Origin of the sequence: Okeania hirsuta, from assembly GCF_003838195.1 — a bacterium.
GTDB classification, from domain to species: Bacteria; Cyanobacteriota; Cyanobacteriia; order Cyanobacteriales; family Microcoleaceae; genus Okeania; species Okeania hirsuta.
In genome coordinates this window covers 20,216-42,671 of record NZ_RCBY01000014.1, presented here as the reverse complement: position 1 = coordinate 42,671, position 22,456 = coordinate 20,216, and the positions used below count along the sequence as shown (strand labels likewise).

14 protein-coding genes and 1 pseudogene are annotated in these 22,456 nt (G+C 34.8%); 7 read left to right on the top strand and 8 right to left on the bottom strand.

The genetic code is table 11. From position 1 onward, the window contains the following. Nucleotides 1-1,193: 1,193 nt before the first annotated feature. Entirely contained in the window at nt 1,194-3,857 is a 2,664-nt protein-coding gene (gene adhE, locus D5R40_RS04305; protein WP_124146250.1) for a bifunctional acetaldehyde-CoA/alcohol dehydrogenase, read from the bottom strand. Nucleotides 3,858-4,659: 802 nt separating this feature from the next. Here adhE and D5R40_RS04300 point away from each other — a divergent pair. After that, nucleotides 4,660-5,697: pseudogene (locus D5R40_RS04300) on the top strand (IS630 family transposase). Nucleotides 5,698-6,829: 1,132 nt separating this feature from the next. Here D5R40_RS04300 and D5R40_RS04295 read toward each other — a convergent pair. Then, entirely contained in the window at nt 6,830-7,684 is an 855-nt protein-coding gene (locus D5R40_RS04295; RefSeq protein ID WP_124146251.1) for a mechanosensitive ion channel family protein, read from the bottom strand. 377 nt (nt 7,685-8,061) lie between these two features. Then, nucleotides 8,062-9,192 carry a hypothetical protein gene (locus D5R40_RS04290; RefSeq protein ID WP_124146254.1) on the bottom strand — a complete coding sequence of 377 codons (1,131 nt, stop codon included), beginning with the start codon at nt 9,190-9,192 and terminating at the stop codon, nt 8,062-8,064. 1,394 nt (nt 9,193-10,586) lie between these two features. Between D5R40_RS04290 and D5R40_RS04285 the strand changes: the two genes are divergently transcribed. Next, nucleotides 10,587-11,489, top strand: coding sequence for a bestrophin family protein (locus D5R40_RS04285; RefSeq protein ID WP_124146255.1), 903 nt, complete (start codon nt 10,587-10,589; stop codon nt 11,487-11,489). Nucleotides 11,490-13,191: 1,702 nt separating this feature from the next. Continuing rightward, complete coding sequence (gene malQ / locus D5R40_RS04280; RefSeq protein WP_124146256.1) at nt 13,192-14,706, top strand: 4-alpha-glucanotransferase; 1,515 nt, start codon at nt 13,192-13,194, stop codon at nt 14,704-14,706. Between the two features lie 3 nt (nt 14,707-14,709). Here the strand turns inward: malQ and D5R40_RS04275 are convergent, their stop codons facing one another. From D5R40_RS04275 to D5R40_RS40765, 3 genes are all read right to left on the bottom strand, one after another. Next, complete coding sequence (locus tag D5R40_RS04275; protein WP_124146257.1) at nt 14,710-15,609, bottom strand: helix-turn-helix domain-containing protein; 900 nt, start codon at nt 15,607-15,609, stop codon at nt 14,710-14,712. Nucleotides 15,610-15,898: 289 nt separating this feature from the next. Beyond that, complete coding sequence (locus D5R40_RS04270; RefSeq protein WP_124146258.1) at nt 15,899-16,666, bottom strand: pseudouridine synthase; 768 nt, start codon at nt 16,664-16,666, stop codon at nt 15,899-15,901. An 849-nt stretch (nt 16,667-17,515) separates the two neighbouring features. Next, a complete protein-coding gene (locus tag D5R40_RS40765; protein WP_282433604.1) occupies nt 17,516-17,650 on the bottom strand; it encodes a hypothetical protein in 135 nt (44 codons plus the stop codon). 309 nt (nt 17,651-17,959) lie between these two features. Between D5R40_RS40765 and D5R40_RS04265 the strand changes: the two genes are divergently transcribed. Continuing rightward, entirely contained in the window at nt 17,960-18,736 is a 777-nt protein-coding gene (locus D5R40_RS04265; RefSeq protein ID WP_161564639.1) for an LmeA family phospholipid-binding protein, read from the top strand. Between the two features lie 18 nt (nt 18,737-18,754). On the opposite strand, the gene D5R40_RS04260 is transcribed toward D5R40_RS04265, so the two are convergent. Beyond that, nucleotides 18,755-19,633, bottom strand: a complete 879-nt coding sequence (locus D5R40_RS04260) for a phosphatidate cytidylyltransferase (protein ID WP_124146260.1) — start codon at nt 19,631-19,633, stop codon at nt 18,755-18,757. Nucleotides 19,634-19,814: 181 nt separating this feature from the next. Continuing rightward, entirely contained in the window at nt 19,815-20,417 is a 603-nt protein-coding gene (gene cbiT / locus D5R40_RS04255; protein WP_124146261.1) for a precorrin-6Y C5,15-methyltransferase subunit CbiT, read from the bottom strand. Between the two features lie 175 nt (nt 20,418-20,592). On the opposite strand from cbiT, the gene D5R40_RS37355 reads away from it, so the two are divergent. The 3 genes from D5R40_RS37355 (at nt 20,593) to D5R40_RS04245 (ending at nt 22,035) form a co-directional block, all read left to right on the top strand. Then, the gene (locus tag D5R40_RS37355) at nt 20,593-20,853 is read left to right on the top strand and encodes a hypothetical protein (protein WP_205127458.1); all 261 of its coding nucleotides are present in this window, start codon (nt 20,593-20,595) and stop codon (nt 20,851-20,853) included. 153 nt (nt 20,854-21,006) lie between these two features. Continuing rightward, entirely contained in the window at nt 21,007-21,390 is a 384-nt protein-coding gene (locus D5R40_RS37350; protein WP_205127459.1) for a transposase, read from the top strand. Between the two features lie 336 nt (nt 21,391-21,726). Beyond that, nucleotides 21,727-22,035, top strand: coding sequence for a hypothetical protein (locus D5R40_RS04245; protein WP_205127460.1), 309 nt, complete (start codon nt 21,727-21,729; stop codon nt 22,033-22,035). The last annotated feature ends 421 nt before the right edge of the window (nt 22,036-22,456 follow it).

The following is a 22,456-nucleotide window of genomic DNA, read 5'->3' as shown; positions in this document are numbered from 1 at the left end:
GTTTTACACAAACGCGCCCCAGAGGACATGATATCAAAGGTATTATGAATAAACTAGCAGTTGATGATCGAGTTAAAGCAGCTGTTGTTGCTTTGAGAACAGGTTTGGTGTGAATTTGACTGTAATTTATTTATTTTATAAATAAATTTTTACCTATGAATTTTATTTAACTAGAGGTAGAGGAAAAAATGAAATATCACGCATTTATATCTTTTTTAGAAATTTGTTGGGTGGGAGCTACTCTTTGCATTTTTAGTAGGCAAGTTGGAATTTGGCGCAGACAAGTTAGAAACAGGAAAAATATAGTCGTAAATTATCAAGTTTTCACAAGAAACAGCAGATAAAAATAATTGTTTATCCTTTATCGTCGTGTATAGCAGAAGAAAGAAGGAAGAAGGAAAAACTTGCGTTCTCTGAGCTTTAAGCTTTTGATATTTCCTAACCTTTGCTGCAACTGCTATAAAGGTGTTCAATTAAAAGCCCAAGCATAACTTAATTGTTTGTAGTAGAGCTTCAGACCCAAAATATATCATCAAGCTAAATCCCTACTACTCGCAAGTCCAGTAGGGTCGTGTCAAGCTGAAAATGGTGTATTAAATTTTTGAGTATAATTCTTGCTCTGACTAAGGTTTGGAGAATTTTCCTAAAACACTATTTCAAGCTTGACGCGCTAGTAGTGTCGTGTCAAGCTGAAAATGGTGTATTAAATTTTTGAGTATAATTCTTGCTCTGACTAAGGTTTGGAGAATTTTCCTAAAACACTATTTCAAGCTTGACGCGCTAGTAGTAGACTGACACAGCTAAAACTGTGCATTAGCTTTTTCGTATAATTTCTGTTATGGCAAGGTTTGACCGATTTTTTCTAATGCACCATTTAAGGTGTGTCAGTCCAGTAGGGTGTGTTAGCGGAACAAAGTGGAGCGTTACGCACCATTTTTTTGAGTCTTGTCACCTTAATGTCTCCTGTCTTCTTCTTTCATTCTGACTCCTGATTCCTGACTAATGGGTGCGTTACGCTATCGCTAACAGCACCCTACTAACTTCTACTTTTTGGGAATATCATAAGATTAAAACCTTTATCTATCAATGCTTTGATAGTTAATCAGCAAATCCTAAGTATTCAGGTGGACATGATATGACTCCTGAGCAATAGGTACGTTACGCTATCGCTAACAGCACCCTACTGACTTTCTTCAACCTTGTCCTACTACAGCAGGTGTACTTGGAGAAATAATCACAGCACCATTACCATTCAACTCTCTAGAAGTAGCCAAGTCACCATGATAAGCATTGGTCAACAACTGCTTAATATCACTAATCAAAGGATACCGAGGGTTTGAACCCGTACATTGGTCATCAAAAGCTTGGTCTGCCAAATCTTCCAGTTTAGCAAAAAATTCAGCTTCACTCACAGAGACCACATCTTTAATTGCCTTGGGAATACCCACCTGACTTTTCAGCTCTTCAATAGCAGCAATTAACAAATCTACTTTTTCATCCTCAGTTTCTCCACCTAATAGCAAATAATCAGCAATTTGAGAATAACGCCATTTAGCATTAGGATATTTATACTGGGAGAAAGTTGCTTGTTTGAACGGCGCATTGGTAGAGTTGTAACGAATAATATGAGAAATCATCAACGCATTTGCCAAACCGTGGGGAATATGAAAAATAGCTCCTAACTGGTGAGCGATGGAATGGCAAACACCCAAAAAACTGTTAGCAAAAGCCATACCTGCAATTGTTGCAGCGTAGTGCATTTTTTCTCGTGCTTTGGGGTCATTAGCACCATTGTTATAAGCAGAAGGGAGATATCTAAAAATTAATCCAACAGCTTTCAACGCCAGACCATTAGTATATTCAGAAGCTAAAACAGAAACATAAGCTTCCACCGCATGAGTCAAAGCATCTATTCCACCAAAAGCAGTCAAACTTTTCGGCATATTTAATACCAACTCTGGATCGACTATTGCCATACTGGGAGTCAAAGCATAATCTGCCAGAGGATACTTAATATTATTTCGGCGGTCAGTCACCACGGCAAAAGGTGTAACTTCCGAACCTGTACCGGAAGTCGTAGGTACTGCTACCAAAATAGCTTTCTCTCCCAAAGGTGGTAAATCATAAACCCGTTTGCGGATATCCATAAACCGCATTGCCAAACCTTCAAACTCTATTTCTGGATGCTCGTACATCAACCACATAATTTTTGCAGCATCCATAGGAGAACCACCACCAATGGCAATAATCACATCAGGATTAAATTTCCGCATCATATCCAAACCCCGGTTAACAGTATCCAGGGAAGGATCGGGTTCCACATCATAAAAGATGTCATATTTAACTCCAACTTCATCCAGCACATTTTCTAAACCGCGAGTCATCCCGAGTTCATATATGGGTTTATCAGTGACAATGAATGCTCGTTGTTTACCTGCCAACTCTCGCATGGCAGTAGGTAAGGCACCATATTTAAAGTAAATTTTTGGTGGAACGCGGAACCACAACATATTTTCTCGACGTTCTGCCACTGTCTTTATATTTAATAGGTGGTGGGGTTCAACGTTTTCGCTAACAGAGTTACCACCCCATGTTCCACAACCTAGAGTTAAGGAAGGGTCAAGGCGGAAATTATAGATGTCGCCGATCGCTCCTTGGGAAGAAGGAGTATTAATTAGAACCCTGGCTGTTTCGACAGTATCTTCAAATCGTTTAATATGATCTGTATTGGCAGGAGAAGTATATAGAGCTGCTGTATGTCCACGTCCACCAAATTCTACTAAACTTTCGGCTTTGTCTACAGCTTCTTCAAAGGTATTTGCCCGATACATTGCCAAGATAGGGGAAAGTTTTTCGTGGGCAAATGGTTCTTCTTGATTAATATTTTCTACTTCACCAATAATTACTCTGGTATTTTCTGGAATGGAGAAACCTGCCATTTCGGCAATTTTTTGCACGGGTTGGCCGACAATTTCTGCATTCAAGCGTCCGTTGACTATAATTTTGCCTCTCAGTTTGTCTTTTTCTTCTGGAGTTAAGAAATGAGCGCCTCGGTCGATAAATTCTTGTCTTACTGTATCGTAAACACTATCAACTACAACCACTGATTGTTCGCTGGCACAAATCATCCCATTATCAAAGGTTTTACTGAGGATAATTGAAGAGACTGCCATTTTGATTTCGGCAGTTTCGTCAATCAAAGCTGGAGTATTACCAGCACCGACTCCTAGAGATGGATGACCGGAGGAGTAAGCAGCTTTAACCATTCCCGGTCCACCAGTAGCAAGAATCAATTTAATTTCTGAATGCTGCATCAGTTGTTGGGATAGGGGAAGTGTTGGTTCATCTATCCAACCGATTATTTGTTCTGGAGCCCCTGCTGCAACGGCTGCTTCGAGAACTACCCTAGCTGCTTGGCAGGTACATTTTTTGGCTCTGGGGTGAGGAGAAAATATAATTGCGTTACGAGTTTTGAGACTTATTAATGATTTAAAAATTGCTGTTGATGTGGGATTAGTTGTGGGAACTATCCCGGCAAGAATTCCTACTGGTTCGGCGATTTTTTGAAAGCCAAAAGATTTATCTTCTGCGATGACTCCACAGGTTTTTTCGCCTTTATATTTGTTATAGATTATTTCTGAGGCAAAGTGATTTTTGATTACTTTGTCTTCTACTAATCCCATGCCTGTTTCTGTCGCTGCCATTTTTGCTAGGGGAATTCTCGCTGCGTTGGCTGCTAGGGCTGCTTTTTTGAATATGTAGTCTACTTGTTCTTGAGTATAAGTGGCGTATTTTTCTTGAGCTTGTTTTACTCTTTTTATCAGTTCTTCAAGTTCTTGCTCGTTTGTTACTTTCATATTCTCTCCTTGCCCTAATTTTGGATTTTTCTGGGGCTGGTTTGATATCTGTTTATATTATAGTTCTGTTCTTTTTTTATGGGGTTGACTCGAATTATTTTCTCTATCTTTTTGTACTTTTTTTATAATTGATGACACATTTTTCTGTTGAATATTTAATGAAGTTTAAATTAGCATTAAATTTCAGGTAACTATGATTGTTTTATGTATTTGAAAAAAATATCTTGATCCATAAAACAAACAAAATTTTATGAAAATATTAGAGATTTTCAGTTAAGAGAGTCCGAGAAAATGTGTATAAATAAAATTTGTACAAAATACAATCTCTGTTTTAAATTTTAAATATGAGTCATCAAATTCGGTATAAATTTTGCTTTGTATTTCTACGAACTTGCGTTTTTTCAGGGATTTGGTATACTAAAAAACAATGATATGCTGCCAATTTTATAACTACTTTTAAAAATACTTAAGAAATAATAGGCTGAAACCTAAGTATTTTCGTTCCTTAGATAGCTAGAAAGTAGTAACTGAGTGCTGTGCCATCGCTTCAATATATAACTATTTGTGGAAATCAATAATTTATCCATTTTGACAGAATGAAAATTTTGTGGTAACTGAGTATTTAGATATTCTTACTCTTGACTAAAACGACTTTTAGGATCGGCGAAATTTTGAGATTCTCATAAAAGATAAGCATTCAACAATTAATAATTAATAATTAATATGATATAGCATTCCTAAATAGGTCGTCATAGATATTATAGTAATAATAATCTCTCCACTTAAAAGAAAAAAAGTGAATATTCTACAAGGAACTAGATGATTTTATCAATCAAACATGCATAGGCCAAAGAAATTCAAAGAGCCTGGGCGGTAAAAATGATTTTGTCGGGAAAATCCTACCATGAAGTCAAAGAATTATTAAAGGTTGAAAAGAGTTTTATTAGTGAATGGAAAAACCAAGCACTATTTCACGGCGTAGAAAGTTTAAGGCTTCAATATAAAGGAACACAAGGTTACTTAAAGGCCGAAGAAAAAGAGCAAATAATTGAGTGGTTAAGGGCACAAGATGATCTCAGATTATCAGACAAACCAAAACTATTTACAGAAGCAATATAATGTAGTTTTTGAATCTAATCAAAGTTATTATAATTTACTTAAAGAGGCGGGAGTAAGTTGGAAAAAAACTCCAAAAAATCATCCCGCTAGAAATGATGAATTAGTGAAAGCTAAAAAAAAAGAAATAGAGGAAATGTGGGTAAAATGGCCACCGGAAATCGAAGCTGGAAGCCTGAGAGTGTTTATGATTGATCAATGTAATCTTCGGGCGGGGCGATCTCTGAGGCGATGGTTGGGGAACAACAGATGAAAGAATAGAAATTAATCTCAAAAATGAAAAAGAAAGACAGACTGATTATGGAGCCTGAGACTATCAAAGTAAAGAATTTATTGTGCAAGAATTTGAGAGTGGAAATACTGAAAATACCATCGAATTTATCAAATATTTGCAAAGCGCGAAGGCCGGGTAAAAGATTGGCAATATTTTGGGAGGGAGCAACTTACCATAAATCTCAATAATTTCGAGAATATTTGATGTTAATTAATCAAAATTTATCAGAACGAAGAATGGTTGATACATGGTACAAAGTTGGCTCCAAATGCTCCGGAGCAAAATCCTGTTGAAGATATTTGGTTACCAGGCAAAAATTTCATCATAAAATATGATCATTTTTGCAATTCTTTTAAAGTAGTTAAGTGGCTATTTAAGTTTTTTGCATATGGTCAAATATTCGATTTCCCAAAGCTTTTTCAGTATGGAATTTTGCCAGAACCTATTTAGGATTACTATAGTTTTTTAATTGCGGTTTAATAGCACCTCTGTACTTCTGAGATTTTTGGCTATTTGTTCTGTCTAATTGTTTTTCAGACTTTGCTATTAGGTTGCTATAGATGTTCAAATTAATCAGAAATCAAATGTTAATCATCAGTATTTTTTTATTATTTTGAAGTGTAGAATGTGGATTTATAGATTTTATTATATTGATGCAGCAAACTCCAAGTATATGAAGTATAGATATTAACAATTAAATATTTGTAGTGCGAGCATCTTGCTCGCTATGGGTGTATTTCACAAAAGTGGAATCTGCTATATATTATGATTTATTTTTTGTCAATTATTCAGGGAAAATATACCCAGGAACTACTCTACTTTTTCCGGGTAAGATCGAGTCTTTTCTACAAAGTATTAAAGAAACTGGATATCTTTCAATTTGTAAGCATTCAGCTATTAGCATTCAGCATTCAGCTTTATTCAGCTTTTGAAAATATTCAAGCAACTACGAAGGATAGCTGGTAAACTTTTTCTTTCCTGCGGAGTTGGGAAGCAAACATAACTGTTAATTAAGGTTGGCTGAAAAAGTCTTTTAGTAGGGGTAGGAGACAGGAGATAGGAGAAATTGGAATTTATAGGAGGTAGGAGCTAAGTTTTGTCAGAGTGATTTTTCTGCCCAACTATGCGCATAAAATACGCTCCTTTTTGAGCGTGAAGAGCTGAAAAATTTGCACTTTTTAAAGGCCCCATAAAGGCTTTAGCCTTTATATGTCAATGCTTTTAGATTTAATCAGCAAGCCCTAATTATCCTTGGAGACTAATTCCTCCTTCGGTGCGATAATTAGTTAATAACTCATAGCTGATAACGTAGTTCCTCTGTAAGAAGCTAGCTGACGGCTGAATGCTTACTTTAATTTCTCCCCTACTCTATAGAACCCATTTGATATCTCTAAAAATTTAGGTGATCGCTCTTATTACTGAACTTAAGCTTATGTCTTTTCCTCAAAAGACATCTCCAATCATCAAAAATCAAATCAATTATCGTAGATAAATCATCAATTATTTCCCTCTACTCCCTACTCCCTACTCCCTATTTTCTGGAGAGAGCTAAAAGATACGGTTAGGGGTTCTATATTTACATTTACTCTTGACTAAAATTACTTTTAGGGTAATTAAAATTATGTTTAGCAAAAGCTTGTTTAACTCGCCTCACTAAATCGGTTTTGTAAACATATTCATCCCTAGCATCTATAGGATAAGACTTTAAATGATATTGAGTTCCCCAAGGTTTTTCCTCAACTAATACACTAACTGGAAGTTTTAATTGAGTGTACTTACTGGTATAAGCAGCCAGATGTAAAATTTTAATAACCAATTCAGAATCGACTCCATGAGCCAAATAAAAATCAGTTGTGACTTGAGCTTCTAAAGCACCATTATTAGCATTAGATATCGGCTCATTCCAAATTTTGTTATGGGGAATAAATATCAGATTATCTTCAACAGTTTGTAAACGTATTCCCCGCAAATCATAAGTAATAATTTCGCCATAATTTTCTCCAATTTGAACTCTATCTCCTACTCGATAAGGAGTTTCAAATAGAGCTACTACTCCAGCAATTAGAGAACTAACATAATCTTTAAAAGCAAAACCTAAAGCTACAGCAATTGTTCCGGTTATAGCTAATAAATTTTCAGTCGAAAGTTTCAAGAAAAGACTCAATATATATATTGTGGAAGTCAATAAAATTAAGGCTTGTAGAAAAGGCTCTGATTGTTTGGCTGCTGCTCGAAATCTTAAAGGAACTCTTTCTGATAACCACTTACTCAAAAATTTAACGCTAATAAGAAATCCATAAGCAAGAGCTAAAGCAATTACTGTTTGTAGAATAGTCCGAAGATTTATATCTTTGATACCTATTCCATCTAATCCTGGCGCTACTGTAAGTAGATGAAAATGAAAAAAGAATGTTAATCCTAGATAGTTGAAAATCATTATACCTCTTGCAAAAAAATTAATTAGGGTTTGCTGAAAAAGTTTTTTAGTAGGGGTAGGAGACAACCCACCCCTCGCCCCTCCCCCTCCCAGGAGGGGAGAAATGGGAATGAGCGAGGAGGTAGGAGCTAAGTTTTGTCAGAGTGATTTTTCTGCCCAACTATGCGCCTAAAATACGCTCCTTTTTGGGCGTTTTAGACTGAAACAGGCGCACTGCAATTCGACCCCAAAAAGGCACTTGTCTTTATATGTCAATGCTTTTAGATTTAATCAGCAAGCCCTAATTAAATCAATTCAAGATATTAAATCAGCAATTTAATCTCCCCATTCCCTATTCCCTATTCCCTATTCCCTATTCTCTAATTTATGCAATAAATCTATTCTATTAAATCAGTAATAAAGTTATAGTTTTTTAAATGCTTACGCAGCTTTGGATAATATGTAGGATGAATAGTCAACAGATTATTCAAACGTTGAATTACTCCCATGCTTAATAATTTTTGAATTTGGAATTGAATTCTACTTTCAGACTCTCCCAAACTCAAGGCAAGGTGAGATAAATTAATTTCTTTGTGCAAAAGCATAGAAAATAAAAGATAGCGATCGCTACTGCTTAATTCTGGTAAATCTAATGATTTAATTTGATGATACTCTACTAAAATATTCTCTTTTTCTGTTTCTTGAGAATCAAGATTTTCCGTATTTATCATACTCAAAGATTTTAGCCATAATTGAGAAGCTGCTGAACTTAAACCTTGAGAAGTATGGGATAAATAATCAAAATATTCTTGCATTTTAGCAACTTGTTTTTCTTCATCTAGGTCATTTTTTTGAAACTCCATCTTAGTAAATACAGGAGTTAGCCATTCCATAAGTTCTTCTCCTGTCATAGTCGGTAATAATAGAGTTTTTTCAAAGTAAGAGTTAATATTATAAATATAATCAAGATACTGCCACGTTAAAGAATTACAACCAATTAACCAAAATCGAGAATTATCTTGAAAGATTCTATTTCTTAAAAACTCAATTCCATCCAAACCATGTATGTGTCGTAGAAAGCAAAATTCCAAACAAGGAATAACTATTAATTCCTGAAATTTGCCAGAATTACCATCAACATCTAACCTTGCAGACAGACCTAAATCATTTTGTAATTTGGAGACAATTTTCAGGAAATCTTTAGGTCTATTTGACCAGGATAATAATTTTATATCTTTGACACTTTCATGACTCCAATTAACTAAAGCTGTCTGGATAATTTGAGATAAAGGTTCTATAGAACTGCTGAGAATTACCAGTTCATTAGCTTCTGGATTTTCTTGCCATTGGCATAATGCTTCTTCTAAAGTAGATTGCAAAATTTTGACATATTTAGGATGACAAGGCAAAGCCTGAATTTGTTGATTTAAACCAGAAATAACATTTTTTGGGAGTTCATTAAATTCATTCTCAATTTCCTGGAATGGAACTTTTATAAACAGAGATTTTAATTGATAGAAAGTTTGCATAATTTTATTAGTATTCACATCGGAGTTGTTATAGCAGGGAACAGGGAACAGTAGGAAAAACATTTCTCTGTCTAAAGAGCATTGTCAGTCTGTGTCCGCACTCTATCTGTCTATTGCTATATACTATGTCCATTTAATAGCTATCAAGAAATAATATCTTAGAAAGTAATGCCTTTGAAGGTCAGATGAATAGTGAATATAATTTTAGCTTGCACTCGATCAATTAAGTTGAATAGCTAGAAAAAGAAACAGTATTAAGTAAATGGGCATCAATAAACGTTTTCTACAGAATGCTGCGCAAAAAAACTAAGAATCTGAAAATGAAGCCAGAATGCAGTTTTCAACCTGATTTTCAAAGTTTTGAATTTACATCGCTATTCTACGGATAATTAAACACACTTACTTAGCAATGGATAATGCTTAGATTTGCCAGAATAAAAAACTATGTAATCAGCAAAAAAAAATAGAGGGGAAAAGGATAAATAATATTCTTTTTGCCCACTTACTCACCACAATTAAATCAAATATAAACATTGTGAATATTTATCAAATATAAATGATTAGAACCTTCAGCTTATGAAAGTTATACCAATTTTCTCAAGTCAAACTACACATAACTTGACACCTTAGTTTTCAAGATTGATATAGCGTTTCTCAGGTTAGTGCAGGATGGCGGAAATAACTGACCAGTTACAAAATCGCGGGAACAATTACAAATCAAAAATGATTGACTTTTAACTTCCGCGTAGCAGCACTAGTGAGGTACACTCTTGTATTAACTTGACTATTGCCTGTTGCCTGTTGCCTGTTGCCTAAAGCTTAAAGTTTTGTACCTCACGCTTTTTGGGAATTGCTATAGATACTTTTACAAGCGTTGTTTCAGTTTATGAAATTGGTATTATTTAAACTTAGCAAAAAAAGTTTTGATTAATTTGGATTCAAAATATACAATTAATTTTATGTAGGTACTTACCTCAGTAAATGTTATTATGAATATTTTTTGAGCTTTTGTCAGAGATACTCTACCCCAAGAGCACAACCAAAGTGCAGTGAGGTTTATATGGGTATTTTTAATTTCTTTATTATTGCTTCAGATTTTTGTTTCTCTTGGTTTTAGTTGGATAATGGAGAATTTTTTATACGGCGATCGCTGATCCGCTGTTGTTTGTTGTGGCATCTCTATGATTATTGCTGGTAGCTTAACTTCAAGAGTAGAAGCAACTACAACTGAGGAAGAAATACCAGAGTCTCAGCTTTCATCTCAACCGAGTTAATCTGTAGTTGCTTTGACAAAAAGCTTATAAACTTCTACTCTTTTACCGAACTATCAAGCCTAGTCAACTTTTTCTATGGTAATTTGAATTTATACACCACTAACGACTTGTTAAGTAAATATGGCTTTTCGTAACAGAAACTGGATAGAATTAGTATTTACATTAAAAGGCTCAGTAATACCCAGAGTTTGGCAACGAGTAGTAGTTGCAATGACTTTTTCTTTAATAGTTACCATTATTTATCAGAGTGGTCTTATTTGGATTCATCAACCAATTTTAGCTAGTTTAATCCCCGGTGTTGTTTTAGGTTTGTTATTAGTTTTTAGAACAAATACATCTTATGATAAATTCTGGGAAGGGCGAAAACTGATTGGGGGAATAATAATTTCAGGTCGGTCTTTATCAAGACAAATGTGGGTAAATATTCCTGAAAAAACTCCAGAAGATACAGAGGAGAAGAAGGCAGCAGTTTTACTTTTAGCTGGTTTTCTGATGGCAACAAAATTACATTTAAGAAATGAAAGTATCGATGGGCAACTTCAGTCAATTATTAGCAATAATCAATATTTAGAACTGAAAGAAGTTAATCATATACCTCTGAGAATTGCTAAATGGATTGGAGATTATTTCCGAAAAATCTACGATCTTAATTACATAGACAGTATTCAGCTATCTACTTATAATCAAATTTTAGATTTAATGGTAAAAGATAAAACTGGCTGCGAAAGAATTTTAAATACGCCTATTCCTTTAGCTTATGCAACTCACTTAAAACATTTATTATTTTTGTATTGTTTTGCTCTACCTTTTCAATTAGTAGCTGATTTATCTTGGATAACTATTCCTGCTACAGGAGTAATTAGCTTTGCTCTATTAGGAATTGAAGCAATTGGATTAGAGATAGAAAATCCTTTTGGTTACGATCCGAATGACTTACCTTTAGATAATATGTGTAATCGACTTTTGTGGGATATTGAGGAGTTAATGAGTTCTGATTCTCGAAAAGAATATTTAGTTGAGTAAATATAGAGAATACTTTCTCGTATTTAAAGCTGTGAACAGAAAATTGAATGCTTGATAAAACGAGGAAATTTGTAACTGGTAGTGCCAGATAATTAAGATAATTTTTAGTCTAAAAAAAATTATATGGGCGATTTTAAAACTAATATGCTAACCCTATAATTTCCTCAAATTATCAAATCATTAAAAGTCACAGATGAAGTTTGTAGAAAATGATTATGTTATTAATTAAGATAATTTTTAGCCTCAAAAAATGACATGGAAGCTTTTAAAACTAATATGCACACCCTATACTTTCCTAAAAGTATAAAACAGTCAAAGTCACAGATAAACTTTGTAGAAAATGATTATCTTAGTCATATAAAAGCCATTTGGAATATTAGCTAATGTTGGGATTTTTGGCCTAAAAGTTAGGATATTTATATTTAATTAGGCGTTGCTGATTCTGGGTATGATTTGATAATTTTGTATTTGGGATTTTTTACTTTGGATGGTTTGAACTACTTGTTAATATTAACTTTTCCCAGATCCGGTGTTCCCTGTTCCCTGTTCCCTATAAACCTACTTTCATACCTTAATTCAGCAATGCCTTTAATTACATAATTAATATAAATATCCAACAATCAAAAATCAAATCAATTATTGCACTCTTATTCATCAATTATTTCCTCCTACCCCCTACTCCCTACTCCCTATGGGTGGAGTAGATGCTTCATATATCCCAAATTGGTTCTATAAATTGAACCCCAATGAATATCAAAATTTTAGGAAAGTAACTAAAAACAGTTAGCTAAGTATGTAGGCATGAAAAGAATTAAGTATTTAACAAAAAGTAAAGTAGTTCCTAAGCCTTTTCCCTTCTGCTTTCTGCCTTCCTCTAATGATAAATTTTAACACCTACCTACTTATTAGGATGTGGAAATAATTTTTATAACATCAAGTATAAAAACTGTAATTAATACCACAATTTATTATCTCCTATAAAAATTTGGCGTTGCTGAAATGTAATGGTAAGTAGCTGAAGGTAAAATTGAAAAACTTATGTTTTGCGTTGATACTTAATCTAAAAATCATTACCATTCAGCAACGCCAAATTTTTAATATTTTACAGCAAATTAAAGCATAAAACTTTGTACCTTATCAACTCAAAAACATAAAAACTGACGGGAGAAAAGTTCCCGGAAGATTTATCCCCTGGTTGAATAACAACACGCGGGCAATAAAGCGGAGTAAAAGTATGCTATACAAGGAATACTCGCTAAAAACAAGGTTTGTCGCCATGACAAGACCGCACTTTGCGGTGAAATTCCGGCGGACAGGAGGCGGGGACGATGCTTCCTACGACGGCTGTTTGCGCAGCATTCCGCAAGAAAAGCAAGCAACGCAGCTAGAGCAGCGATTTATAGCTCCAATATCTTGAGTAAAACCACTCGTGAAAGCTACAAAAAAAGTAAGCTCACAGCTAGATTTAGGTCTATGCCGAGGAGTATAGAAGTCTGCCCTTCAGGCTTTAAGCAAATGTGGATTTATGAGGGGCTGTGTGCGGAATTTACTTCCGCACTTTAAACACCCCGTCCCATTTGCGGTGGATTTGCCACAGAATCCAGGGTATTTCAACCCCTGGAGATGTCAATACTGTAAAATAAATTTTAAGCTGGTATTTCATGCCAGCAATTTTTTTGATTAATATTTTCTAGGTTTAGCTATGCCACTTTCAAGAGCTAGCGGTATTCTACTGCACCCTACTTCCCTCCCAAGTCCCTTTGGAATTGGCGACTTAGGTAACGAAGCATACAATTTTGTCAACTTTTTAAGAGACAGTGGACAGCAAATTTGGCAAATTCTACCACTAGGACCAACAGGTTTTGGTAATTCTCCCTATCTAGCTTATTCAGCAATGGCAGGAAATCCCCTGCTAATTAGTCCAGATAAATTACTAGACCAGGAATTACTCAGTGAGGAAGACTTATCTAATTTGCCAGAATTTCCAAATGACCGAGTAGATTTTGATTTAGTCACAGAATTCAAGCGCTCTTTACTACAAAAAGCCTACGATAATTTTAAAATAAAAGAATCTGAGGAAAAACAAGCATTCTATGATTTTTGTGCCAGTAAAGCTTTTTGGTTAGATGATTATGCTTTTTATATGGCCCTAAAAGAAGCCCACCAAGGAGCTAGTTGGCATACCTGGGATCAAGAAATTGCCCGTCGTCAACCAGCAGCATTAAAAGAATGGCAGCAACGTTTGGCCGATGAAATTCAGTACCATAAATTCGTTCAATTTGAGTTTTTCCAACAATGGGATGAGCTGAAAAATTATGCCAATGAGCAAGGAATAAAAATCTTTGGCGACATTCCTATATATGTTGCCCATGATAGTGCTGATGTTTGGGCACATCCAGAAATATTCTGTCTAGATGCAGAAACAGGTGAACCATCTTTGATGGCAGGTGTCCCCCCAGATTATTTTAGTGAGACTGGTCAACTATGGGGCAATCCAGTTTATCAATGGGATAGATTAGAACAGGAAGATTTTTTGTGGTGGGTCCAACGTATTCAATCAATGCTTAATAAGGTGGATTTGATTAGAATTGACCACTTTCGTGGTTTGAAAGCTTATTGGGCAGTGCCACAAGGTGAAACTACAGCCATAAATGGTGAATGGGTCGAGGCACCAGGTGAGGCTTTTTTTGAAACTATTAATGAAAAGTTAGGGTCTCTGCCAATTATTGCTGAGGACTTAGGGTTGATTACTCCTGATGTCGAAGAATTGCGCGATCAGTTTGAACTTCCTGGTATGAAGATTCTGCATTTTGCTTTTGACTCAGGCCATGAAAATCCCTATTTACCCTATAACTATGTTTCCCCTAATTGGGTTGTTTATACTGGCACTCACGATAATAATACTACTGTGGGCTGGTTCAATAACCGTTCTCCTGAAGAACAAAAACGAGTTACTCGTTTTCTTGGTTGTACTTGTGGTAATGGAATTCATTGGGATTTAATTCGTTTGGCTATGTCTTCGGTGGCTTCTATAGCAATTTTTCCCCTACAAGATATTTTCGGATTTGGAGAAGAAACTATGATGAATCAACCTGGAGTTGCTGAAGGAAATTGGAGCTGGCGCTATCAACCGGAAATATTAACTTCAGAGGTAAGTGATCGCCTTAGAGAAGTCACAGAAATTTATGGTCGTGAGCCACAAAATGAAGATTCATAGTTTTTAATTTTTAGTATTGCTGGACTGGGAAATTTTAGTATTAGTAGGAGTAAAAACAACTTCTTTTACTTCTCCTGTTTTTCCCAGTTGCATAGTTTGTCCGTTATTAATAGGTATTAATATTCCTCCAGCGTTTCCTGCAAAGAAAACTAATTGTTCTTGAGCTTCCCAGGTCTTTTGAGTGCCCTGCACTAAAGTACCTTCAAATGCTATTTTTCCATCTATTTTTATTGATACCCAGGAGTCTTCTTTGACAATTACACTCACTGCTAAAGATTGTTTTTTATTTTGTTTTTCTAACTTTGCTGTTGTTATTTGATCTGTAGATTTTTCATCAATTTTAATATTACCTGAAGATGCCTGAGCTAAATCACTTTGATTTTTTTCTTTTCTATAATTATTAATTTCAGATTTTTTCCCTAGTATATAATAGCTACTCATTAGACGAGGCAACAAACTAACTGACAATAAAACAATAGATAAATATAAGAAGTAGAGATGATGTGGTCGTAGCTGAGGTATTGATAGATTGAGGAGAGATTTTTTGCTAGTTTCTTGAGTTTTTTCAGTCGGAAACAGATTTGCTAATTGCTCTCCATTTAATCCCATAGCATCTGCATATCGCTTGATTAAACCTTGGATATAAACAGGCTCAGGTAGTTTTTCTAGATTACCTTCTTCTATAGCTTTTAGCAAATTAATTCTAATCATTGTTACTATTGCCACTCTTTCTAAACAAATAGAATGTTTCTCTCGAAATCTTTTTAATTTATATCCTATATCTACTAATGTTTGGTTTTGTTTTTCTTCAAAAGAAAGTTCCTTTTCTTGATGAAAGCGTTTGTTAAATGGTAATAAAAAGAAACTGTTTTTAATATTTTTTATTGCTGTAAAATTTACCATTGATTTAATTTATAAAAACTATTACTTTTGTCATAATGAGAGTGATACTGATAGGATAATAATTAATTTGTTGATATCAATAATATTCTTGATTTTCCGTCATCAATTTAATCATTAATTTTAATTTTATAACTCCTAAATATATTGCTCATACTATTGTTTCAAAAGCTTGATACTAGATGTATTGCGATAAAATCAGCAAGATTTATCTAGAAAAAATTATGAAATTCTATGTGGATGTTTTGCTTATTATACCCACTTAACTCCAACTCTTAAAACTCTCTAAGTTTTAGCTTAATTGAGAACTTTTATTGATTTGGTCATGCAAAAAGTTAATTTCAAAATCTTTTAGAGGTCGGTAATGACCACTAGGCAAAACAGACTCTCCAGGTACCTGCAACTGGATTTGGCCAATTGCAGTACGGTGTAGTTTCACAACAGGATGTCCTAATTTTTCTGCTACTCTACGAATTTGCCGATTTCTACCTTCAGAGATAACCACTTCTAAAAGAGTTTGAGAATTATTACTTTCTTCTAGGACTTTAACTCGAGCAGGTAAAGTTTTTTTACCAGATAAGATAATACCCTGACGCCACAATTTTAATGTCAATTCTTGGGGATGACCTTCTACCCATACTTGATAAGTTTTGGGAAGACAATGTTTGGGATGGGTCAAACAATATGTGACTCGACCATCATTTGTGAGGAGTAATGCTCCTGTAGAATCTGCATCTAAGCGTCCTACTGGATGAATCCCCTTTCCGTTTCTCAGTTCTGAACTTAGAATATCTAGAACCTTACTACGTCTACTAGGTTCCGAACAAGTGGAAATTACTCCTATCGGTTTATTGAGCAATAAATATATAGATTTAGGACGGTTTTCTGGTCGGAGGGGCAAACCGTCAACTTCAATGCTGTCCAATTCCGGATTGGCTTTTTCACCTAATGGGATAATTATACCGTTCACCCTTACTCGTCCAGCTATAATCATTTGTTCGGCTTGACGTCGAGAGGCTATTCCCCACTGAGATAATATTTTTTGTACTCTTTCAACCATATTTTTAAGTTCATCACTTTTGTCGATTCAGATTATTAGTCAATATATATAGCAATCATATTTCAGTTGTAAGATTTTAGTGGTAATCAGGAGTCAGCCCTTAAAAGTCAGAATATAAAAGGATTTTGATCGATCTTAATTGTTCTTAAATATCTCAAATATCTCATAAATCATTCCTGATTGCTATAGCAATCCTCAAAGCAACATATAGTTTTTAGCATTTTAATTTGAGATATAAACATAAAATCATATATTTGAAGGAGCGACTGAACAGCAAGTAGACCAGTTAAAGTTTGACAGAGTTCATAGTTTCTGGCAATAGAAAAAATGACAGTTGCTAAAGGCAATTCCCTCAAGGGATAAATAGAGCTAAATGTATAATTTTGAGTTATTAGGAGTTTTCTATCGCTCAATTAATCAAACTACTTGGAGTAAGCAGAATAACTTTTGACAATTGGTTAACTTGATGGGATAAAAGAGGGTTTTTCGGGCTATATATATTGAAAAGTAAGAGGCAGAAAAACTAAGTTAAGTCATTCTAGGCAGAGGAGTCGGGGAGTAAGGGAGTCGGGGAGTCGGGGAGTCGTGAGCATTTTATGCTTATGAGAATTGGTCTTGCTTACACCAAATTAATATAAAGTTGCATAGAACAATATTTTAATCAGGCGTTGCCTGTACATTAAAGAAAAACTTGTTAATAAATTTCATAATTAGGGCTTGCTGATTAAATCTAAAAGCATTGACATATAAAGACAAGTGCCTTTTTGGGGTCGAATTGCAGTGCGCCTGTTTCAGCTCTTCACGCTCATGCATGGAGCGTATTTTAGGCTCATAGTTGGGCAGAACAATTCAAGGGACAATTGTTACTCCTACCTCCTCGCTCATTCCCATTTCTCCCCTCCTGGGAGGGGTTAGGGGTGGGTTGTCTCCTACCCCTACTAAAAGACTTTTTCCGTAAACCCTAATTATGTGCCATCGACACACCCAATATCTACCACCTGGTAGTTTTCACTCATGTTGACTACAGTAAAAATTATAGATATACCTAAAGTTTAATAAGTTGCAGAAATAGTTGTATTCTATGTTAATGAAAACTGCTATAAATACCCGAAAAAAGTCCTAGAAAATTTAGAATTTTCCTACTTGGCCATTGCCTAGCCCGAAATTGCTAGATATACTAGCTATTTCAGAAGCTAATTTAGCTTGAAAAAGATACCAAATGGCTTCTATATAATATTCTCCGTCTCTGGAAATAATTACAAAACTGACTATACTAACCTAATGGTGTCTTTGATGAATAAAAATTTACCAGAAGTGAATCAAATTTCTGATTCTGATGTTGCTATTAGAAGTCAAGATGAAATATCAACTACAAGAAAAAGTAGAATTGTTAGTAGATTTTTATCCCCTGCATTGAAATTTTGGTTAAAATCTCAACTAGAACAGGTAGAACAATTAAAAGTTCTGATTGAAGGTGGTGATCGCCAAATTCTTACAGGTAAAATTCCGCAGGTTTCTGTTGCTGCTTCTAATGTGGTTTTTCGAGGATTAAATTTAACACAGATAGATTTATCTGCAACTGGAATTAAGATTAATATTGGTCAAGTTATCAAGGGTAAACCATTACAAATATTAGAATCTTTTCCTTTATTTGGTAAGCTTAAATTACTACAATCTGACTTTAATACTAGTCTACAATCTCCTCTGTTAGCTCAAGCGGTCGTTGAATTTTTAACTCCATTATTACCGCCAGATTTTTTAGAACAGCTAGAACAACCAATTAGTTTGTATGACCAGAAAGCTGAATTTTTTACAGACAGGATAAATTTATTTGCTAATTTTTTGTCTACATCAGATGAAAAGATTTCCTTAACTTTGCATACTGATTTGAAGCTTGCTAGTAGCTCTGAACTATTGTTAGACAATCTAGAGATTCAGATTTTGCACAAGGCTAGTTATGACTTTTCAAATAATATCAAAATTGACTTAGGCTCTGATGTTGAACTAAAAGAATTAACATTAAATTCTGGTCAACTTAGTTGCGAAGGTCGTTTAACAGTGAACCCATAACTCCAACCATACTAAACCCTAAGTATTGAGAAGTGGTAAAAGTAGAGTAAAAAAATAATATATGAGGGGTGCAGTAAAAACATAACTATCCGTGCGGTCAAGAATCCCTCCGTGTCCAGGAATTAGTTGTCCAGAATCTTTCACACCTGCATCTCGTTTCATCATCGATTCAGTCAAATCTCCAAGTAGACTGGCAATTCCTACTACTAAACCCAAAACAGCACCTGTCCAAGGCAAACCAGGCCAACCTAAGTACCAAGAACCTAATGTCGCGACTACTATACTACCCACAACACCAAACACTGCACCCTCTACAGTTTTTTTGGGGCTTATTTCTGAAAGTCTAATTCGGCCAAAGAATTTTCCCACAAAATAAGCACCAATATCAGCAGCCCATATACAGCAAAAACCAAGTAGAGTAAATGTTAGGCTCTGAGACCAACTCAAAGGGTCTATCCATGAAATATCCCAGTAATTTCCTAGTGGAATTATTTGAGGTGTCTGTAACTGAGCTTCTAGTCCAACTCTGAGTCTAATCCAATAACTCGGCAGATATCCACCATAAAATAGACCTAAAATTGATGATGCGATATCAGCGATCGTAGCTAATTTTGGCTGAAATAGTAGATAAAAACAAATTAGAGTTCCTGCTAATGTAAATATAGCATCTACTAAATCAGGAGCTAGGGCAGCTACTACCAAAATAACTTGACTTAATGCTAGGGTGGTTTTGGCTGCTGGTGCAATACCTTTGGTGCGTGCTAGTTGAAAATATTCTTGTTGGCCCAGGTAAACGATCGCTCCCATACCTACTGTAAACCACCATCCCCCGAAAATAATCATTCCCAAAGCAACAGCGATCGCCACTAATCCACTAATAATACGAGACCAAGACATAATATGTACAAATTCAGATAAAATAAATGATCGGTTCAGTTTTTGCTCCAATAATGCAGCGTTAAATGTTCCAGTAATTTAATATCTAATTATTATAGACATTTAATTCACTGATAATTATTACTTAATTTATAAATCTATATATTTCAATGTATTGTATAATTTCAGATTAGAGTAAAATTCAGTCTATTTTCTCACCACTAAGGATAAATATGGGATTAATTGCTGCAAAGGTTTGATGTATACCTCTTGTCTCTAAACGATTCAGTGCCGGTTGAACTACTTCTACATTGCGAACCTGTAAATCAGCAAAACTTTCAGAAATAGCATAAAGACTTTCTAGATTAGCAGCAGTGGCGATGACTCGACCTTGGGGTAACAATCTTTTCCAAACTTCTTGGAGTATGGCCTTGATGTGACGACCTCCCTCTATACAGACACGACTGGGCGCTTCGGTTAGACTATCTAGACATTCAGGAGCACTACCTTCGACTACTGTGACATTCTCTACTCCGAAGCGATCGCAATTTCTCCGAATTAAATTTGCTACTTCTTCATCCCTTTCTACGGCAATAATTCGGCCTTGAGGACATATTAGACCTGTTTCGACGGGAATAGTCCCTGTTCCTGCACCAATATCCCAAACAATAGAGTCTGATTGTAATCGTAAATAAGATATTAACAGTAAGCGGACTTCTCGCTTACTCATGGGAATACCAGGTAAACGTTCAAATAAGTCATCGGAGATACCTGGAGTAACATAAGGCCAAAGTGGAGAAGACATAGGAAAATTTTTTTTAGCAGTAATTTAGAAAAGCGGTTGATATTTCGGTAGACTTCTTGCAGAAGTTAGGGAATAGGGAATAGGGAATTGTTGATTTAATATAGAATCCGGTTATATAGTATATGTTGATAATTCTATAATTACTTCAATAGAGTTGTCCAGCTACAATTAAGATATGAAACTAGTTGAACGTCATGTTATTACAAAATCACATTATTGGTGGTCAGAAATAAATCACAAGGCTTTTTTGTCGAAAAATTTGTTCAATTTAGCTAACTATTATTATCGCCAATATTTCTTTGAAAACAAAAAGAAACTAAGCTTTAATCAACTGTATCACAAGGTATCTAAGACGGATGATTATCAAGCTTTACCTACCAAAGTAAGTAAGCAAATAATCAGGAGATTAGACTCAGTAAGCCCTAGTTATTTTTGAGCTTTAAAAGAATGGAAAAAACAGCCAAGTAAATTTTTAGGAAAACCGAAAATTCCCAAATATAAACATAAGACAAAAGGCCGAAATCTTCTGCCCTATCCTCATGAATCAATTTCTAAAAAAGCCTTAAAAAAAGGGATTTGTCACTTATCCATGAGTGAAATAAAAATCCCTACTTCACAGACAGAAATAATAGAAGCGAGAATTATCCCCAAAAGTAGCTGTTACATAATAGAAATAGTATCTGAAAAAGCGGAGTCAACAACAGAAAATCAACAAATAGCAGGAGTAGATTTAGGAGTAAATAACTTAATACCTGTAACGACAAATCAAACAGGAACTTCACCTCTCTTGATTAAGTGCAGACCATTAAAAGCCATTAACGCCTTTTATAATAAACAACGCTCTTATTTACAATCTCAATTAAAAAACAACCACAATCAAACTAATTCTAATCGGTTAAAAAAATTAACTCATAAACGAAATTGTCGAGTAGAAAACTATCTCCATACAGCAAGTAAAAGAGTAATAGATTAGTGTGTAAACCATGAAATAGGAATCTTAATCATTGGGTAGAATCAAAATTGGAAACAAGAAATAAAATTAGGGAAAAAGAACAATCAACAATTTGTTAATATCCCTCACTGTAAGTTAATAGAGATGTTAACGTATAAAGCCCAATTAAGAGGAATAAAAGGTAAGCATTCAGCTATTAGCTGTCAGCTATTAGCAACAAGACTCTCTCATATAGGAAAGTGTTTAAATTAATATAGACTTTTAGGGTAAGGGAGCCAACTTTTTTAGTAAGAGAATTAAATATTGCTTTTATTCTAAATTAAAAGCAATAGCTGATAGCTGATGGCTGACGGCTGAATGCTTACAATAAAAGTAATAATTACCGAAGAATCCTATACATCTCAATTAAGCTGTTTAGATGGGGATAATTTGCCTAAATATGGAGATAAAAAACCGAAATTAAGTGGAAAAAGAGTAACAAGAGGACTGTATAAAAACAGGGAAAATAAATTATTAAATGCAGATGTAAATGGGTCGTTGAACATTATTAAAAAAGTAATTCCTGATGTCTTTGACCAAGGAATAAAGAGTTTGCCGTTTAACCCTGTAGTGCTTGATCCACTTGCGTTTGACTATACTTTCAGACTTGTGAGTAAGTTTGAGTAAGTTTAGTTGAGCGGTAATAGTAATAGTAGATTTATTGTGTCCTTTATTACTATAGTCATTCTGAATAAGACTGGAACACTTTTTTAGCTGAAACTCTTTCAAGGCAAGAAACCCTTGTCTCAATCTTAACTGGAATGACTATATGTCTTACAGTCTAATATCAAGTCTCATTAATTAGGGCTTGCTGATTAAATCTAAAAGTATTTGCAGATCAAGGTTTAGGCCTTTTTGTGGCCTTTAAAAAGTACCTGGTTTTCAGCTCTTCACGCTCAAAAAGTGAGCATTTTAGGCGCATAGTTGGGCAGAACAATCTTGGGACAAAACGCCCGCTCCTACCTCCTCTAAATTTCCTTTTCTCCTGTCTCCTGTCTCCAGTATAGCTGTCTCCTTCCCTCACCCATAAGACTTTTTCAGCAAACCC

Excerpts from the sequence above, each read along its gene's own strand:
- adhE (WP_124146250.1), bottom strand. The coding sequence starts at position 3,857 with ATGAAAGTAACAAACGAGCAAGAACTTGAAGAACTGATAAAAAGAGTA.
- D5R40_RS04295 (WP_124146251.1), bottom strand. The coding sequence starts at position 7,684 with ATGATTTTCAACTATCTAGGATTAACATTCTTTTTTCATTTTCATCTA.
- D5R40_RS04290 (WP_124146254.1), bottom strand. The coding sequence starts at position 9,192 with ATGCAAACTTTCTATCAATTAAAATCTCTGTTTATAAAAGTTCCATTC.
- D5R40_RS04285 (WP_124146255.1), top strand. The coding sequence starts at position 10,587 with ATGGCTTTTCGTAACAGAAACTGGATAGAATTAGTATTTACATTAAAA.
- malQ (WP_124146256.1), top strand. The coding sequence starts at position 13,192 with ATGCCACTTTCAAGAGCTAGCGGTATTCTACTGCACCCTACTTCCCTC.
- D5R40_RS04275 (WP_124146257.1), bottom strand. The coding sequence starts at position 15,609 with ATGGTAAATTTTACAGCAATAAAAAATATTAAAAACAGTTTCTTTTTA.
- D5R40_RS04270 (WP_124146258.1), bottom strand. The coding sequence starts at position 16,666 with ATGGTTGAAAGAGTACAAAAAATATTATCTCAGTGGGGAATAGCCTCT.
- D5R40_RS04265 (WP_161564639.1), top strand. The coding sequence starts at position 17,960 with ATGAATAAAAATTTACCAGAAGTGAATCAAATTTCTGATTCTGATGTT.
- D5R40_RS04260 (WP_124146260.1), bottom strand. The coding sequence starts at position 19,633 with ATGTCTTGGTCTCGTATTATTAGTGGATTAGTGGCGATCGCTGTTGCT.
- cbiT (WP_124146261.1), bottom strand. The coding sequence starts at position 20,417 with ATGTCTTCTCCACTTTGGCCTTATGTTACTCCAGGTATCTCCGATGAC.
- D5R40_RS37355 (WP_205127458.1), top strand. The coding sequence starts at position 20,593 with ATGAAACTAGTTGAACGTCATGTTATTACAAAATCACATTATTGGTGG.
- D5R40_RS37350 (WP_205127459.1), top strand. The coding sequence starts at position 21,007 with ATGAGTGAAATAAAAATCCCTACTTCACAGACAGAAATAATAGAAGCG.
- D5R40_RS04245 (WP_205127460.1), top strand. The coding sequence starts at position 21,727 with ATGCTTACAATAAAAGTAATAATTACCGAAGAATCCTATACATCTCAA.